This window comes from Cyclonatronum sp. (genome assembly GCF_022565315.1).
Classification (GTDB): domain Bacteria; phylum Bacteroidota; class Rhodothermia; order Balneolales; family Cyclonatronaceae; genus Cyclonatronum.
This window is the reverse complement of record NZ_JAIUMX010000012.1, coordinates 40,594-56,707: the sequence shown is the minus strand read 5'-3', so window position 1 is coordinate 56,707 and position 16,114 is coordinate 40,594. Positions and strand designations below refer to the sequence as shown.

Here is a 16,114-nt window from a genome sequence, read left to right as displayed (position 1 = left end):
ATTTAATTTACCGGTGTAGGGTCGAGGCCGCGGCGGCGAAGCAGCGCATCTACGGTGGGGTCCTGCCCTCGAAAATCGCGGTATAGCTCCATCGGATCCCGACTGCCGCCGCTGGAGAGTACGGTGCGCTGGTAATGGCGGATGATTTCCGAACCCAGCCCGCCGCTTTGCTGCACAAACTCAAAGGCATCGGCTGCAAGCACTTCGCTCCAGAGGTAGGCGTAATAGCTCGCTGCATAGCCGCCCGGCCATACGTGGTTAAAGATGCCGCTTGTGTAGCGGGGCGGCACGAACGACCAGTCCACACCGTGGCGTGCAAGCGATTCGCGCTCAAAAGCTTCGGCATCAGACGGGATTTCGCTGCTGCTCAGGGTGTGCCAGTCGAGGTCGAGCAGGGCTGCCGCGATGTACTCAAACGTATCGAAACCCTGGTTGAACTTGCGTGCCTCGAGGAAACGGGCGAGCAGGTCGAGCGGGATGGGCTCTCCGGTTTCGTAGTGCAGGGCATAGTTGCGCAGCACTTGCGGCTGTATGGCCCAGTCTTCCTCATAAGTTGAGGGAAATTCCACAAAATCGCGCGGCGTAGCGGTGCCTGCAAGCGATGGGAAACGAACATTCGAAAACAGCCCGTGAATGCCGTGCCCCATTTCATGGAAAAGCGTAACAACATTGCTTAGGGAAACAAACTGCGGTTCGCCTTCGGTAGCTTTCGGAATGTTGAGCACATTCACCACAACCGGCAGCTCGCCTTTCAGGTGGTTCTGAACCACGTAGGAGCTCATCCATGCACCGCCGCGCTTGCCGTCGCGTGCGAAGAAATCTCCGTAAAACAGCCCGATTTCACTTTCATCTTCAGCGAACACGGTGAAAACGCGCACATCCGGATGGTACACCGGCAGGTCGAAGCGCTCTTCGAAGGTGATGCCGTACTGCTGCTCCATCACATAAAAAACGCCGTCGTGCAGCACGCGCTCCAGCTCGAAGTACGGGCGGATTTCGTTTTCATCCACATTAAACTGATCGGCGCGCACGCGCTCGGCGTAGAATTCCCAGTCCCAGGGCTGCAGCTCGTCGGTTATGCCGTCGGCCCGCATCAGTGCGGTGATGGCGTCGGCTTCGGCGCGGGTATTGGCTTTTACGGCAGGCAGCATGTTCAGCATGATGTCGTAGGCCGCATCGGGATGGCCCGCCATTTCGTTTTGCAGCTGGAATTCGGCAAAGTTATTGAAGCCCAGCAGCTCAGAGCGCTCGGCCCGCAGCGCGGCAATTTCCAGGATGATTGGGCGATTGTCGATATGCCCGTCGTGACCAAGCCCGCGGAAGGCGGAAGCTTCCCAAACCTTGCGGCGGGTTTCCCGGTTCAGAAGGCTTGCCGTAATGGGCTGGCGCGTCGTGTTGGTGAGGCTGAGCAGGTACTTGCCTTCGTGCCCGCGGGCGGTGGCGGCTTCGGCAGCTGCGCGGATTCGGGCGTCGCTCAGGCCGGCGAGCTCTTCGCGGGTTTCGATCAGCACGGCGCGCTCACGGCTGGTATTGAGTACGTTTTCTGAAAACTGCGTGGCAAGCGAAGACAGCCGGCCGTTGATTTCACGCATCCGGGCCTGACCCGCTTCGTCGAGGTTGGCGCCTGCCCGTACATGGGCACGGTACTGCCGCGTAAGCAGCTGACGCGACTCTTCGTCAAGCTCATTAGCGGCATCGCTGTACATCAGCGTTCTTACCCGCGCAAAAAGCTGGTTATTGAGCTGAATGTTGTCGGAATGTGCCGCAAGCTGCGGAGCCATCTCGGTTTGGATGGCCTGAAGCTCGGGGTTTGTGTTGGCTGAACTCATGTTCGAGAAAACCCGCGATACACGCAGCAGCATGGCACCGGTGTGCTCGCGGGCTTCTACGGTGTTTTCAAAAGTAGGCGGTTCGGGATTGTTCGCAATAGCTTCAATTTCACGAATCTGCTCCTCCATCCCTCTGAGAAAGGCAGGCTTGTAGTGCTCCAGCCGGATGGCCGAAAAATCAGGCGCCTGAAACGGTAGCGAGCTGGGCTCAAAAAAGGGATTGTCGGTATCGGTAGCTTGCATGGGTTGCGTTGTTTCGGAAGAGGAAAGGGGAGCGCTTTCTGCCTGCAAAGCCGGAACTGCGAAAAGTCCGGCAGTGAGGCAGCTTAGCAGGGCGCCTTTCAAAAGCGAATTGACCGGTGAAAGATTCATTTATTTTTGTTTTGGATGAGGGATGTTGCGGCAGGGCAGTTCCCGGATCGGTGAAGATGAAGATGCTGCCAGAAGAGCAACTTTTTCCATCCTGCATTTACCGCAGTTTTACTAATTGAATACAAACATTCAAATTAAGCTATTTCCCTGTTCTGAACAACAAATGCAAATAAGTTGCAGACTAAGAAATTCGTTTGTTGATGACAAATTCCTTTGGTACTTCAATGTCTTCTATACCCAGGCCGAAGAGGGCGTAATCGTACTTCGCAGGGTCTTCAGGGTCGAGCAGCCGAAGCTTTCGGGTGAGTTCGGTTACAGCCTGCCAGTCGTTTTGCTTGCGGCCCAGCAGCCCAAGGCGGCGGGCGTGCCGCGCAACGTGCACATCAAGCGGAATCATGAGTTCGGAGGCGGGCATAAAACTGTAAATGCCCGTATCGACCACGCTGTTCTGCCGCACGGTCCAGCGCAGGTACAGGTAGAGACGTTTGCAGCTGCTTCCTTTTTCGCTGCTTGCGATGTGCTTGCGGGTACGCTGCGGCCCGGTGTGATAGGCCATGAAACGCTCATGAAAAGTCGCGATAAGCTCGCGTTTTTGTTCCAGAGCCTGCTGCCGCACGGATTTCCAGAAGGCTTCGAAATTTCCGAAGTCGTCGAGTACCTGCCGCAGGTTGAAGATCAGGTGATGCACGTCTTCTTCGGTGAAGGTGCGGTGTTTGAAACCGGCAAGGGCTTCACGGTCGGCTTCCGAGTAACTGCCGATGAAGGCTGCCGGCTTGTGCCCCATGCGCTCCATCAGCTCACCGACTTTGGCAATCACAATATCGCGCCGTCCCCATGCCATGATGGCGGCAAAAAAGCCCGCCAGCTGTTTATCGATAAGCCCGTCGTAGGCGTGCAGGAAAAGCACGGGATCTTTGTCGATGTAAGCAGGTACTTCAACCCGGCTAACAACCTCGTCGAGAAAAGGGCGCATCTCAGGGATTCGTTTGAGGGCGATGGTACGGTGTCGCGATGCTTTTGAAGCCATTTATAAGGAATAAGGGTGATGCAGGAGTTCGGGCCAAATATAACAAGCTTCCGATAGGGCAGGGCAGGATAAATCAGAATCCGGTCTTTTCGGTGTGGTAATAGCTTAAATCTATTCTTATATTGATATTATATTTTTGAACTGAAACAATTGCATCATGGAATTATACTTTGCGGGCTTCCTTTTTGGCCTGTTCGGGAGCATGCACTGCGTAGGCATGTGCGGCCCCATCGCCCTGGCTTTGCCGGGAAACGATAACAAATTTGCCTTCTGGGCAGGGCGCATCAACTATAACCTCGGCCGCAGTATCACTTACGCCCTCATGGGCGGCGTGCTCGGCCTTATAGGTCTGGGCGCTTTCCTCGCCGGATATCAGGAACTGATTTCGGTGCTGGCCGGCGGGCTCATCATCACGGTTGCCGTTATTGCCATCATATCGGGCAAAGTAAACTGGATGCACCTCAAGCCAATGTGGCTGCCCATTGAGTCGCTCAAAAAGGGGATGGGGCGCATGCTTAAGTTTAACACACCCGGCGGACTGCTCGGGCTCGGGCTTCTGAACGGCTTTCTTCCCTGCGGTTTTGTGTATGTCGCCCTGGCAGGCGCGCTTGTGAGCGGCTCGGCTATCGACGGCATGATTTATATGTTCGCCTTTGGGCTCGGCACGTTCCCTGTTATGTTTCTGGTCTCTGCCTCGAACAAGCTGGTGACCCTCGACATCCGCCTCAAAATGCAGAAGGCGGTGCCTTATGTGGCTATTGCACTTGGCGTGCTGCTGATCCTTCGCGGTCTGGCACTCGGTATTCCATTCATCAGTCCGGTGCTGGGCGGCGACATGAGCAATGCCGGCGAAATGATGTGTCACTGATGCAGCGGGTTAAGGCCTGGTAACCCATCACCCTAAAAAACACAACGCCCGGCTTATTTTGGGAAAATGAAGGTTTGGGGCTAAATTCCGGCCTTCAAAATTAACCTGCATCTAAAAGAGAGAAAGCATGTCAGAAACACGCTACTGGCTCATGAAAACGGAGCCCGATGAATTCAGCATAGACGACCTCGCGAGCCGCAAAAATCAGACAACCTGGTGGGAAGGTATCCGCAATTATCAGGCGCGCAATTTTATGCGTGATGAAATGAAGGTCGGCCACAAAATCTTTTTTTACCACTCCCGTGCGAATCCGCTGGCGATCGTGGGCACGATGGAAGTAGTGAGTGAGCCTTACCCGGATCCGAGTCAATTTGATCCTGAATCCAAATATTTCGACGCAAAAGCCACGGAAGAAAATCCGCGATGGATACTCGTAGATGTGAAGCTCATCAAAAAGTTTGACAAACCGGTACTTCGTGACGACATCAAAGAAGAGCCTGAGCTGGCCGATATGATGCTCATTAAAAAAGGAAGCCGCCTGTCGATTCAGCCCGTTACGGAGCACGAATGGCTGAAGGTTCATGAAATGGCCGGAGAACAGCCCTGAGAGGTCTTATGTTGAGAGTTACAGCAAGAGCCGCTTTTCCGGAATCAGGGAAATCGGCTCTTGCTGTAAGCATTCCGGTTGCGGGGAAGAGCGTAATTGCTGGTAGTATTAAGTGCCTGTTTTGCTTATTTTGTAAAGTTTGATTCAAGCATACACCCCGTAAACCATAATATGTCCCTCAACAGAAGAAAAGCCCGGGAAACTGCAATGATGGCGCTCTATGCGGCGGAATTGAGTAATGAAACCCTCGAACACATCCTTGAGACGGTTATCAAACCGAGGTTGCAGGATGATACAAAGCTGAGAGAATTTGCAAATGCTCTCTTTCTTAAAACAGTACGTGATTCTTCTGAACTTGATGAAATCGTATCCGAATTTGTCACAAACTGGGACGTTAAACGAATTGCGACTATCGATCGTTGTGTGCTTCGTCTGGCTTTGACAGAAATGATGACTTTTGAAGATATTCCCACGAAAGTTACCATCAACGAAGCTATTGAAATAGTAAAGAAATATTCGACTTCTAAATCAGGAAAATTTGTTAATGGTATTCTTGATGCGGCTTCAAAAAAATTGACAGAGCAGGGCAAAATTATTAAGAAAGGCTCCGGGCTTATCACCAAATCTCTGCCCAGGAGCTGAAAGAAAAACATGAAATACATGCGTTTTGAGCTCAGACAAACTAATTGCAATTGGTGACATACACGGCTGTCCTGAAACCCTGAAAGAACTCCTCAAAAAGTTAAAGTTATACAGCGGATCAACTTTTATTTTTGTAGGTGATTATATCGACAGGGGCCCCGACAGCAAGGGTGTGCTTGATTATCTGATCGATTTTCAGAAATCTGAAAACTGCATTTTTTTGCGCGGAAACCACGAAGAAATGATGTTACAGGCGGCAATTGACGGTGATCATCGAATGTGGACCCTTAACGGTGGCGATCGAACCCTCAGATCCTTTGGGTTTAACAAGTGGCCGGAAGATTTTCTGAAATCTCAGTATTATTTTTTTCTGAAAGAAACACTTATGTACTACGATACGGATGATTATATTTTTGTGCATGCAGGCATGAATCCGCATGTAAGCATCCGTACTAACTTTGAGTGGGATAATGTGGATAATTTCCTATGGGAAAGAAGCCATGTGAAAGAAACCGAAATTGAATGGGAAAAGCCGGTAGTTTTTGGTCATACTCCGCTTGCAAAACCCATGAATGAAGAGCTTAAAATCGGTATCGATACCGGCTGTTGCTATGCCTATCACAGAGATTATGGTGTACTTACTGCTGTTGTACTGCCCGATCGTATTTTTATCCAACAACCCTATCTTGACTGAAAACCAATTATATGAGCGTACGCTGTGGTATTGTCGGCCTTCCGAATGTCGGAAAATCGAGCCTTTTTAATGCACTTTCCAACGCCGGCGCCGAAGCCGCCAATTTCCCGTTTTGCACCATCGATCCGAATGTGGGCATCGTTCCGGTACCCGACCCCCGGCTTGATAAACTCACCGAACTGGTGAAGCCAAAAAAGACCATCCCCACCAATATTGAATTTGTTGATATTGCCGGTTTGGTTAAGGGAGCTTCAGAAGGGAAGGGCAAAGGCAACGCCTTCCTGTCACACATCCGTGAAGTGGATATTATCGTGCACGTTGTCCGCTGTTTTGAGGATGATGACGTGATACATGTTGAAGGGAGCGTCGATCCCGTCCGGGATATTCACATCATCGATTCTGAGCTGCTTTTCAAGGATCTGGAAAGCGTCGAAAAACGCATCGACCGTGTTAAAAAGCAGACCAAAAGCGGCGATAAAGCCATGATTGCGCAGCTTGATACCATAGTACGCCTGCAGCAGCATCTTGAAAACGGCGAACCGGTTCGCACCTTTGAGGTAACCGAAGAGCAGCGCGAGCCCTACAAAGATTTGTTTCTGCTCACAGAAAAGCCGGTCCTGTTTGTGTGTAATGTTTCGGAAGATGACATTGCCAACGCAGGTGCCGATAACCCCTATGTAGCGAAGGTCCGCGAACTGGCGGAAAGCCGGGATTCGCAAACGGTTGTGGTTTGTGCAAGTATTGAAGCCGAAATTGCCGAGCTTGATGAAGAAGCCAAGCGTGAATTCCTGAACGATCTTGGCATCGACAGTGCAGGCCTTGATCTGCTGATTCGGGCCGCCTACCGCAAGCTTGGGCTTATCACCTACTTTACGGCCGGTGAGAAAGAAGTCCGTGCCTGGACCATCCGGGAAGGCTTCAAGGCGCCTCAGGCCGCCGGGGTGATTCACTCCGATTTTGAGCGCGGCTTCATTCGTGCTGAAACCATCGCTTACGACGATTTTGTTAAGCACGGCTCAGAGTCAGCTGCCCGCGATGCCGGTAAGCTCCGCAGCGAAGGCAAAGAGTACCTTGTGAAAGACGGCGATGTGCTCCATTTCCGCTTTAATGTGTAAAGCTGCTGTAAGTACTTAAACGCCTGTTTTTATAGCCCTCTCTGCTTCGCGCAGGGAGGGCTATATTTTTGCCGCAGGGCATCAGGCCGTGTTACCTCAAGCCTGCTTATATCCGGTAACTACCACAGGGTTGCGGCGTATAAGCATCTATCCTTCAATGCATTCAGCACTCTTTAATGCTACGGTTATGAAAAAACGGACGCTATTCTTCATACTTATTTCGGCAATCGCAGCAGCTGCGGTCGGTTGGTTCTATCTTCAGCAAAAACAGCAGACCTCACAGCAAACAGAACCCATGGTTGTGGTTGAACGGGGATCGGTTACTGACAAGGTGCTTGCGGTTGGCACCATCGAGCCGGAGCAGCAGGTCGAGGTAAAATCAAAAGTATCGGGGGTGGTAAGCAGGATTTTCGCACAGCCCGGTACTTATGTGAATGAGGGAGATCCGCTTATTGAAGTGCGCCCCGACCCCACACCCCTTGAACTCGCAGAAGGCCGCCGGAATGTTGAGCTGTCGGAAATTCAGCTTGCTACCATCACACAAAACATGGAGCGGCAGTCGCAGCTGATGGCGCGCGGCATCATATCACGAAGCGAATATCAGGAAACCGAGCGTCAGTTCAACGATGCGCGGGTGAGGGTGCAGATGGCGCAGGAACGCCTGGCTTTGCTGGAGTCCGGGCGGGTAACCATGGGTGATATCGAAATTGAGAGCATCATCAAGGCGCCGGTATCCGGCTATATTCTGGAGCGCATGGCCGATATCGGCGATCCCGTAGTACCGCTCACCTCCTATCAGGCCGGAACGCCGCTGATGATTATCGCTGATATGGACCGGCTGCTGTTTAAAGGCACGGTTGATGAAATCGACGTGGGGCGCATTCAGGAGGGCATGCCGGTTCAGCTCAAAATCGGTGCCCTGCCGCAGGCTCAGGTGTCCGGAATGCTGCGGCATATCGCGCTGCGTGCCAACCGGGCCGATAACACAACCGTTTTCCGGGTTGAGATAGACATCACAAATGCAGGCGGCTCCGTACTTCGGGCCGGCTACTCCGCAAATGCGGATATCGTCATCAATCAGCTTGATGAGGTGCTGCTGATTCCTGAGCGGGTTATTGTTTTCCGTGATAACCGCACTTTTGTAGAGGTTCCGGATGAATCTGCCGAAAACGGCGGCCGCAGAGAAGTAGAAATCAGAACCGGTACCGGTAACGCCATCCTGATAGAAGTAAAAGAAGGCCTCGAGGAAGGTCAGAAAGTTTTTGAACGTCCGCTGAGATCGCTTTCGATGTAGCCGCGCCTTTATCCCGTAAACCCAATCCTTTAATAAACTTACGCGGGAACTGAAATGGAACTGATTCGTGAATTCTTCAAACAAATTATGCAGCAGCGGCTGCGGACCTTTCTCACGGTCAGCGGTATTATGTGGGGTACGGCTACGCTGATTTTGCTGCTGGCTTTCGGCATGGGGTTCCGCAATCAAATGACGCAAAACCTGCTGGGCCTGGGCGACCGCATAGCCATCGTTTTTAACGGGAACACATCTCTTGCTTATGAAGGCATGGGTGTTGGCAGGCGCATTCAGCTGCGTGAAGCTGATGCCTGGTACCTCAAGCGGGAAGTGAGCGGTATAGCGGAAATCTCGCCGGAGTATTCCGGCTGGAATGAAACCATACGCTACGCACAACGCCGGAATACGCCTAATGTGGCAGGAGTGCATGTGAATTATGGTGAGATGCGCAGTATTTTTGCCAGGGAGGGCGGCCGCTGGCTTAATCCGATCGATATTGATGAGCGCAGGAGAGTCGTATTTCTGGGAGACCGGCTTGCCGGTTTGCTCTTTGAGGATGAAGATCCGGTCGGGAAGATAGTACAGCTTGGCGACCGTCCGTTTATTGTAATCGGCGTGATGCAGCGTAAGGAGCAGAATTCATCTTACAGTGCCCGTGATGAAAACCGGGCTTTCATCCCGGCCTCAACTTTTTCTGCGCTGTACGGCACCGACCGGCTCAATAATATCATTTATCTGCCGGAGTCTCCGGTAGTTGCGGCTCAGGTTCAGGCTGAGGTGAAGCAGGCACTTGCACGCCGGCACAGGTTTGATCCCAACGACCCTAACGGAGCCCCCGTGTGGGATACCAACGAAGCCTGGGAATTTTTCCACTACTTCTTTGTCGCTCTGAATGCTTTTCTGGGCCTCATCGGCTTTTTCACCCTTGCAGTGGGTGGTATAGGCGTGGCAAATATCATGTTTGTGGTTGTACAGGAGCGTACCAAAGAAATCGGCATCCGCCGTGCTGCCGGGGCAAAGCGGGGTACCATCATGCGGCAGTTTTTGGGTGAAAGTTTTTTGCTGGTCGGTTTTGGCGCCTCGCTTGGCTATGCCGCCGGCTGGGGCATAGTAAGGCTGCTTCAGAACAACCCGATACAGGAGTTTGTGGGCACGCCGGTTTTCTCCGGGGAAGTTGCCTTTGTGGCCTTTGCCGTATTGTCGTTTATCGCCCTGAGTGCGGGGTTTATGCCGGCTTACCGGGCATCCCGCCTGAATATTATAGACTGTTTAAGGAGCTGAGCGATGTGGTACATTCTTTTATCTGAGTTTATCCGCGATTTGCGGAAGCAGAAACTGAGGGCCTTCCTCACTATTATGGCCATCAGCTGGGGTACGTTTGCGGTGATACTGCTGCTGGCTTTTGGTCAGGGGCTCAGCTCAAAAATGATTGAGGGGCTGCTTGGTGGCGGCAATCAGGTGATGATGATTTACCCGGGCCAAACCTCAACCGAGTTTAACGGCCTGCCGCCGGGCCGGCGCATCCGCTTCACCGAAGAGGATCTGCGCCTGATTCAGGAGCGGGTTCCGGGCATAGCGTACATCAGTCCGCAGTATGGCCGCCACAACATGAACCTTCGCAGTCCGCATCATTCCGTAAACACCTACGGGGAGGGAGTCGGGCCCGATTACGAAATTATGCGCACCGTTTTTCCGGCGCAGGGCAGCCGGTTCATAAACCCGAATGATGTTGCGGAGCAGCGCAGGGTTGTTTTCCTGGGGGATGAAATTGCCGCAGAGCTTTTCCCTGACAACGATGCCGTTGGCAGTACGCTGTTTATCGACGCAACGCCGTTCACGATAATCGGTCTGATGCAGCCCAAACTGCAAACGTCTATGAACAACGGCCCCGACTCGCGCCGGGCCATCATGCCTTATACAACGTACCGGAACATGTATAATGAGCGCTATCTTGGCTCCATTTTGGTAAGTCCGGAAAACCCGCAGCTGCAGCAACACACGGTTGATGAAATTATGAAGGTGCTCGCCGGCCGGTATCAGTTCGATCCAGCGGATACAGAGGCCGTTTTTATCTGGGATTTTATCGAGTTTGAAGAGATGAACCGTAAGGTAGCAGATGGTATCACCCTGTTTTTATTTTCTGTTGGTTTCTTTACTCTGCTGATTGCCGGGGTAGGAGTGGCAAATATTATGTATGTGGTTGTGAAGGAACGCACCCATGAAATTGGTGTCAAAAAGGCACTTGGAGCACGACGGAAGCACATCCTCCTGCAGTTTATAACAGAAAGCCTGCTCATCTCTTTTGCAGGCGGCCTTCTTGGAATCGCCGCGGCATCCGGCATTATCCGTTTTGTGATTTCTCTGAATCTTACTGAAGGTGCCGGCGAGTTTTTTGGTCAGCCGATTTTGTCTTACCAGGTGGTTCTGGTTACGGTCGGGCTACTAACGCTTATCGGCTTTGCAGCAGGTGTGTTCCCGGCCCGAAAAGCCGCAGCACTGCAGCCGGTTGAGGCGTTGCGGTATGAATAGGAAATGCGCTTTGAGCTTAGGGGAGAGCTGTTTTGAAACCTGTTTGCTGCATCCTTCACCCAAAAAAACAAAAGGACGCCTGTTCAGGACGCCCTTTTAGAGTGTTTTGGGATAGAATTATGACCTTTCTTAGCGAAAGCTTGTAATTCAGGTCCGGCAGGGTTCAGCCTGCCGGACGTGTTGTGAACTAACCAATAATTGCTTTTAAAACTTAACCTAATACTTTCGTGTTGCGCAGGTTTCTCAGAACTGCTCTTCTTCAGTTGAGCCTTTGAGGGCCAGCGTTGAAGATTCGCCACCGGTAATGGTGTTGCTCACGAGATCGAAATACCCGGTACCCACTTCGCGCTGATGGCGGGTTGCGGTGTAGCCGTCTTTCTCGGTTGCAAACTCCTGCTCCTGCAGTTTGGAGTAGGCAGCCATGCCGGCTTCTTTGTAAGCCTTGGCAAGGGTAAACATGCTGTAATTGAGCGCATGGAAACCGGCCAGGGTGATGAACTGGAACTTATAGCCCATCTCGCCCAGATCTTTCTGGAAGCTTGCGATGGTAGGTTCATCGAGATGCTTTTTCCAGTTGAAGGATGGTGAGCAGTTGTAAGCAAGCAGCTTGCCGGGGAATTTCTCGTGAACGGCTTGTGCAAATTCGCGGGCTTCGCCAACATCCGGCTTGGAGGTTTCACACCATACAAGGTCGGCGTAAGGTGCGTAGGCAAGACCGCGGGAAATAGCTGATTCAATGCCGCCGCGAATCCGGAAGAAGCCTTCTGCCGTGCGCTCGCCGGTGATGAAAGGCTCATCATACGGGTCAATGTCGGAGGTTTGCAGGAAGGCACCGTTGGCATCGGTGCGTGCAACGAGTACGGTCGGCACATCACATACATCAGAAGCGAGGCGCGCTGCGGTGAGCGTGCGGATAAACTGAGCAGTCGGTACCAGAACTTTACCGCCCATGTGGCCGCATTTTTTCTCGGAAGCAAGCTGATCTTCGTAATGTACACCGGAGGCTCCGGCATCAATCATTCCTTTCATAAGTTCAAAAACATTCAGCGGGCCGCCAAAACCGGCTTCAGCATCAGCTACGATCGGGGCAAACCAATCTACGCTGTTATCACCCTCAGAGTGGTGAATCTGATCGGCGCGCTGCAGGGCGTGGTTAATCCGGCGCACCACATCAGGCACACTGCTTGCAGGGTAGAGGCTCTGATCGGGGTACATTTGTCCGGCGTTGTTGGCATCGGCGGCAACCTGCCAGCCGCTCAGGTAAATTGCCTTCAGACCGGCTTTAACCTGCTGCATCGCCTGATTACCCGTGAGGGCACCAAGGGCATTGATGTACGGCTCGGTGTGCAGCATGTCCCAGAGTTTTTTTGCGCCGTTTTCGGCAAGCGTGTACTTGATTTGTACGCTGCCACGGAGCTTAATAACATCTTCGGCGGTATAGGCACGGGTGATGCCTTTCCAGCGGGGGTCGTTGTTCCAGTATTCGTTGAGTTCGGATGCGTTTTTCATAATAATATGTACCCGTAGGGTTAATGGTGTTGTGTGTGAAGGATTGATTGACAGTTGAATCAAGCAGTTGGTTGAGGGTGAAGGATGCGGGATGAATTGCTTCATCCCGCGCACATACAAAAGCTTACAGAAAGGTTCCGTGTCCCGGATCAGGCCGGATCAGAGGCCATGGACAGAAAATCATCAAGCTCATCTTTTACGAAGGCTGCTTCGGCATCGGCTGCTGCCTGCGTGAAATCTTTTTTCAGTTTCTTCGCAAGCGCATCGTTTTTGCCGGAGAGGCTTTCGTCAACTTCAGCCAGAATTTTTCCCAGCTCTTCTACAAAGACCTGATGAATCAGCTCTTTGGTTACTTTGGTACCACAATCAAGCTGAACATTATGGTGCAGCCACTGCCAGGTCTGCGCCCGGGATATTTCCAGGGTTGCGAGGTCTTCCATGAGGCCGTCCCAGGCTACACAGCCGATATCCTGATTCCAGCCCTGCATGTAGCCGATGCCGACACGCACATTCGTACGCAGGCCCTTCATGCTGCAGGCGCCTTTTGAATTGGGCAGGATGTCGGGGTATTTATCGAAGTCGTCGAGGGTGCGTGTAAGCTGATTATCGTGTTTGAACTCGTTGAGCGCATACCCGATAAAGTAGGGGTGAGATACCCAGCAGCCGTCGTGCCCTATGGCTGCTTCGTAGCCCTTATCGGCCACAACTTTTGCGGTTTGTTCGGCACGGGCCTGTTCGGTTTTGCCGGGCGTAAAGGCCGACATCCCGCCGATTGCAAATGCACCTCTTGAATGGCAGATTTTAATGAGCCGCTTGGCGTAATTATCCATCCAGTATTTGTGCATATTAATGGTCGCGCGGTCTTCCATCACGCGGTCGCGGTGCGTTTTGAGCACTTTGATATCGCTGAAGATTTTATCCCAGCGGCCAACATTGAGGCCGGCTGCCCGCTCGCGAAGCTCGAAAAGAATCTCTTCGATTTGAAAAGCGGCGGTAAGCGTCTCGATCAGGAAGGTTGTTTTGATGGTGCCGGGCGATACATCCAAAACTTCTTCGATATCCGAAAATACGCGGTTCCACCAGCGGGCTTCCAGGTAGTGCTCACATTTGGGCACATAAAACTTGGGTGTTTTGCCGCGTGCGATCTGATTTTCGACCATATAATAAGCGCTCATCCAAAGGTCAAACAAACCGCCGGAAACCGGCTCTCCGTCTATGCTTACATTCACTTCATCCAGATGGAGGCCGCGAACGCGTACCATCACGCCGGCCATGTCGGTGGGGTCGAGTTCATAATGTTTTTCCGGGTTGGAAGGGTCGGTCCAGGAAAGGTTTCCTTTACTTGCGCCGGCAACGTTCAGTACGCCGTCGAGCACATTTTCCCAGCTGGGTTTCATGGAATCTTCGAAGTCCAGCATGGCCATATCGGCACGGAAACCGTCTGAATTTCTCGAAAGCATATTGATGACCATTTTCGGGGAGTTCACAGGGCCGGTAATTTCTACCCGCCGCCGGCGAAGGTCTTCGGGTATAGGATTTACGATCCAGTTTCCTGATGCAGCTTCGGTATTAGCATCTAAATAGCCGGGCAGGGCACCGTTATCAAAAGCAGCCTGACGAACCTTACGCTCGGCTAAAAGCGCTTTTCTGTCGGCCTGAAATTTACGGTGAAGAGTTACCAGTGTGGCGAGGCTTTCGTTGGTAAACACTTGTTTAGCTTTTTTACTAAGGGCTCTATCCGTAATCACGACTCCTTCGGGAATCTTCAAATTTTGTGTCTCAGTTGGTAAACTCATAAGAAGGGATTGGTTGATTGAAGGCATTGTTTCCAAATCACTTTTTGAATGTAAGTCAACGAAAACTGATAAGCAAGCGAATATTCGCAAAAAACATAAATTCGCAAAAATTATTTTATTTGCTGAATATTGCGGTCTGTTTGGGAAAGCCTTAAATTCGCTATTAGCGAAAATTTATTCCTGTATTAAACAGACTGCTGTTTCAAAGCCAAACTGCCTGTTGTTATCTTTTCAGATTATTGTTCAAACGAATAGTTCTTTTCTCCTGTAAGGCAGGTCTTTTCTCAACTAATTTTAAAAGTTAATGGACGAACAAAACCTAAAATTTATCTTTGGACTGAAACTGAATCAGCTCAGGTCTAAAAAGAATCTGTCTCTTAAGGAGCTTTCTGCGGCCTCCGGTGTATCGGCTTCCTACCTGAATGAAATTGAAAAGGGCAAAAAATATCCCAAAGCGGATAAGATTGTGGCTCTGGCCGAAGCTCTTGATATTTCTTACGATGACCTCGTTTCCCTTAAACTTGAAGCCGAGCTTAACCCTCTGAGTGAAATCCTCAAAAACGGCACCCTTCAGGATATACCGTTTGAATTATTCGGTCTTGAGCCTTCTGACATAATGGAGCTGATGAGCAACTCGCCCATGAAGTTCTCCGCCCTGCTCGATACGTTCTCGAAAATTGCCCGCAATTACGATATGCGGGTCGAGCATTTGTTGTTTGCAGCCATGAGGTCTTATCAGGAAATGAATAACAACTACTTCGAGGATATCGAGAACAAGGTTGATATTTTCGTTAAGAAATATGCCCGTTTCGATTTCAGAAATAAAAATGCTGCCGCAATGGCTGAGCTGCTCACTCAGCAGTATGGCATTGAGGTAAAGGTTCAGCATTTTTCAAAAGAAGAAGCCATCGACGGCATACGATCAATTAATGTACCCGGCAAACATCCGAAACTGCTGCTCAACGAAAAGCTGATTGAAGCACAGCGGAAATTTCTCATTGCAAAAGAAATCGGGTTTCAGGAACTGGGCCTCAAAGAGCGGGCTCACGTTTCGGTCTGGAATAAGGTTGATACCTTCGATAAGCTCCTCAACAATTTTAAAACCTCCTATTTCGCCGGTGCGCTGCTCATTCCGCGCAACGAGCTGGTAAACGAGCTCAAAGAGTTTTTCAAAAAGCCACAGTGGGACGGGGAAGCCTTTCTGGCCATCATGAACCGTTTTGATGCAACCCCTGAAATGTATTTTCACAGGCTTTCGCAGCTGCTGCCTCATTATTTTGAAATTGATCAGCTTTACTTCCTGCGGTTTAATCATCATATGCCTACGGATTTCTTCACCCTCACCAAAGAGCTGCATTTTTCCCGTCTGCATCAGCCTCACGGGGTAGGGCTTAGCGAACACTATTGCCGCCGCTGGATTACCCTTATTCTGCTTAAAGATCTCGCCGCGCAGAAAAATACCGGCACCCTTAAATACCCGATTGTTGGCGTGCAGAAATCACGCTTCCATCAAACTGAAAACGAATATTTCTGTGTTTCTATGGCGCGGCCGCTGGTATTAAACCCTGAGGTAGGCTCGTGTGTAACCCTCGGTTTTGTGATGACCGAAAAATTCAAGAGAAGAGTCCGTTTCTGGAATGATGACCGCATCAAACTGCTCACGGTTAACAAAACCTGTGAGCGTTGCGGAATTGCAGATTGTAATGAGCGCGTAGCTCAGCCTGTTATTTTTGAACGTCTTAAAGCACAGCAGAAAATGGAAGATTCCCTGCATCGCATTATTCAGGAAAATCAGTAACCACCCTGGTTATTCATTAGAAAATTTGGAAAAGGTT

General features: G+C 51.1%; 13 protein-coding genes. 9 read left to right on the top strand and 4 right to left on the bottom strand.

The window, feature by feature from the left end; genetic code table 11:
* Positions 1 to 2: 2 nt before the first annotated feature.
* Both LAT75_RS04015 and LAT75_RS04010 read right to left on the bottom strand, forming a co-directional pair.
* Complete coding sequence (locus LAT75_RS04015; protein WP_291481337.1) at positions 3 to 2,201, bottom strand: M3 family metallopeptidase; 2,199 nt, start codon at positions 2,199 to 2,201, stop codon at positions 3 to 5.
* 181 nt (positions 2,202 to 2,382) lie between these two features.
* Positions 2,383 to 3,228, bottom strand: a complete 846-nt coding sequence (locus LAT75_RS04010; RefSeq protein WP_291481336.1) for a TIGR02757 family protein — start codon at positions 3,226 to 3,228, stop codon at positions 2,383 to 2,385.
* Between the two features lie 157 nt (positions 3,229 to 3,385).
* Between LAT75_RS04010 and LAT75_RS04005 the strand changes: the two genes are divergently transcribed.
* From LAT75_RS04005 to LAT75_RS03970, 8 genes are all read left to right on the top strand, one after another.
* Complete coding sequence (locus tag LAT75_RS04005; RefSeq protein WP_291481335.1) at positions 3,386 to 4,096, top strand: sulfite exporter TauE/SafE family protein; 711 nt, start codon at positions 3,386 to 3,388, stop codon at positions 4,094 to 4,096.
* A 127-nt stretch (positions 4,097 to 4,223) separates the two neighbouring features.
* On the top strand, positions 4,224 to 4,703 hold the full coding sequence (locus tag LAT75_RS04000) for an EVE domain-containing protein (RefSeq protein WP_291481334.1): 480 nt from the start codon (positions 4,224 to 4,226) through the stop codon (positions 4,701 to 4,703).
* 171 nt (positions 4,704 to 4,874) lie between these two features.
* The gene (gene nusB / locus LAT75_RS03995) at positions 4,875 to 5,345 is read left to right on the top strand and encodes a transcription antitermination factor NusB (protein ID WP_291481333.1); all 471 of its coding nucleotides are present in this window, start codon (positions 4,875 to 4,877) and stop codon (positions 5,343 to 5,345) included.
* A gap of 25 nt (positions 5,346 to 5,370) precedes the next feature.
* Complete coding sequence (locus LAT75_RS03990) at positions 5,371 to 6,039, top strand: metallophosphoesterase family protein (protein ID WP_291481332.1); 669 nt, start codon at positions 5,371 to 5,373, stop codon at positions 6,037 to 6,039.
* Between the two features lie 11 nt (positions 6,040 to 6,050).
* Positions 6,051 to 7,154: a redox-regulated ATPase YchF gene (gene ychF / locus LAT75_RS03985; RefSeq protein ID WP_291481331.1), complete on the top strand. Its 1,104-nt coding sequence runs from the start codon at positions 6,051 to 6,053 to the stop codon at positions 7,152 to 7,154.
* Between the two features lie 187 nt (positions 7,155 to 7,341).
* Positions 7,342 to 8,448 carry an efflux RND transporter periplasmic adaptor subunit gene (locus LAT75_RS03980; protein ID WP_291481330.1) on the top strand — a complete coding sequence of 369 codons (1,107 nt, stop codon included), beginning with the start codon at positions 7,342 to 7,344 and terminating at the stop codon, positions 8,446 to 8,448.
* A 54-nt stretch (positions 8,449 to 8,502) separates the two neighbouring features.
* On the top strand, positions 8,503 to 9,726 hold the full coding sequence (locus LAT75_RS03975; RefSeq protein WP_291481329.1) for an ABC transporter permease: 1,224 nt from the start codon (positions 8,503 to 8,505) through the stop codon (positions 9,724 to 9,726).
* 3 nt (positions 9,727 to 9,729) lie between these two features.
* Positions 9,730 to 10,974, top strand: a complete 1,245-nt coding sequence (locus LAT75_RS03970; protein WP_291481328.1) for an ABC transporter permease — start codon at positions 9,730 to 9,732, stop codon at positions 10,972 to 10,974.
* A 243-nt stretch (positions 10,975 to 11,217) separates the two neighbouring features.
* On the opposite strand, the gene aceA is transcribed toward LAT75_RS03970, so the two are convergent.
* Both aceA and LAT75_RS03960 read right to left on the bottom strand, forming a co-directional pair.
* The gene (gene aceA / locus LAT75_RS03965; protein WP_291481327.1) at positions 11,218 to 12,483 is read right to left on the bottom strand and encodes an isocitrate lyase; all 1,266 of its coding nucleotides are present in this window, start codon (positions 12,481 to 12,483) and stop codon (positions 11,218 to 11,220) included.
* Positions 12,484 to 12,632: 149 nt separating this feature from the next.
* Positions 12,633 to 14,279: a hypothetical protein gene (locus tag LAT75_RS03960; RefSeq protein ID WP_291481326.1), complete on the bottom strand. Its 1,647-nt coding sequence runs from the start codon at positions 14,277 to 14,279 to the stop codon at positions 12,633 to 12,635.
* A 304-nt stretch (positions 14,280 to 14,583) separates the two neighbouring features.
* Between LAT75_RS03960 and LAT75_RS03955 the strand changes: the two genes are divergently transcribed.
* Entirely contained in the window at positions 14,584 to 16,077 is a 1,494-nt protein-coding gene (locus LAT75_RS03955) for a helix-turn-helix domain-containing protein (protein WP_291481325.1), read from the top strand.
* Positions 16,078 to 16,114 lie beyond the last annotated feature (37 nt).

What these genes read in the sequence shown, in the direction of transcription:
- LAT75_RS04015 (WP_291481337.1), bottom strand. Translation starts at nt 2,201, where the DNA reads ATGAATCTTTCACCGGTCAATTCGCTTTTGAAAGGCGCCCTGCTAAGC.
- LAT75_RS04010 (WP_291481336.1), bottom strand. Translation starts at nt 3,228, where the DNA reads ATGGCTTCAAAAGCATCGCGACACCGTACCATCGCCCTCAAACGAATC.
- LAT75_RS04005 (WP_291481335.1), top strand. Translation starts at nt 3,386, where the DNA reads ATGGAATTATACTTTGCGGGCTTCCTTTTTGGCCTGTTCGGGAGCATG.
- LAT75_RS04000 (WP_291481334.1), top strand. Translation starts at nt 4,224, where the DNA reads ATGTCAGAAACACGCTACTGGCTCATGAAAACGGAGCCCGATGAATTC.
- nusB (WP_291481333.1), top strand. Translation starts at nt 4,875, where the DNA reads ATGTCCCTCAACAGAAGAAAAGCCCGGGAAACTGCAATGATGGCGCTC.
- ychF (WP_291481331.1), top strand. Translation starts at nt 6,051, where the DNA reads ATGAGCGTACGCTGTGGTATTGTCGGCCTTCCGAATGTCGGAAAATCG.
- LAT75_RS03980 (WP_291481330.1), top strand. Translation starts at nt 7,342, where the DNA reads ATGAAAAAACGGACGCTATTCTTCATACTTATTTCGGCAATCGCAGCA.
- LAT75_RS03975 (WP_291481329.1), top strand. Translation starts at nt 8,503, where the DNA reads ATGGAACTGATTCGTGAATTCTTCAAACAAATTATGCAGCAGCGGCTG.
- LAT75_RS03970 (WP_291481328.1), top strand. Translation starts at nt 9,730, where the DNA reads ATGTGGTACATTCTTTTATCTGAGTTTATCCGCGATTTGCGGAAGCAG.
- aceA (WP_291481327.1), bottom strand. Translation starts at nt 12,483, where the DNA reads ATGAAAAACGCATCCGAACTCAACGAATACTGGAACAACGACCCCCGC.
- LAT75_RS03960 (WP_291481326.1), bottom strand. Translation starts at nt 14,279, where the DNA reads ATGAGTTTACCAACTGAGACACAAAATTTGAAGATTCCCGAAGGAGTC.
- LAT75_RS03955 (WP_291481325.1), top strand. Translation starts at nt 14,584, where the DNA reads ATGGACGAACAAAACCTAAAATTTATCTTTGGACTGAAACTGAATCAG.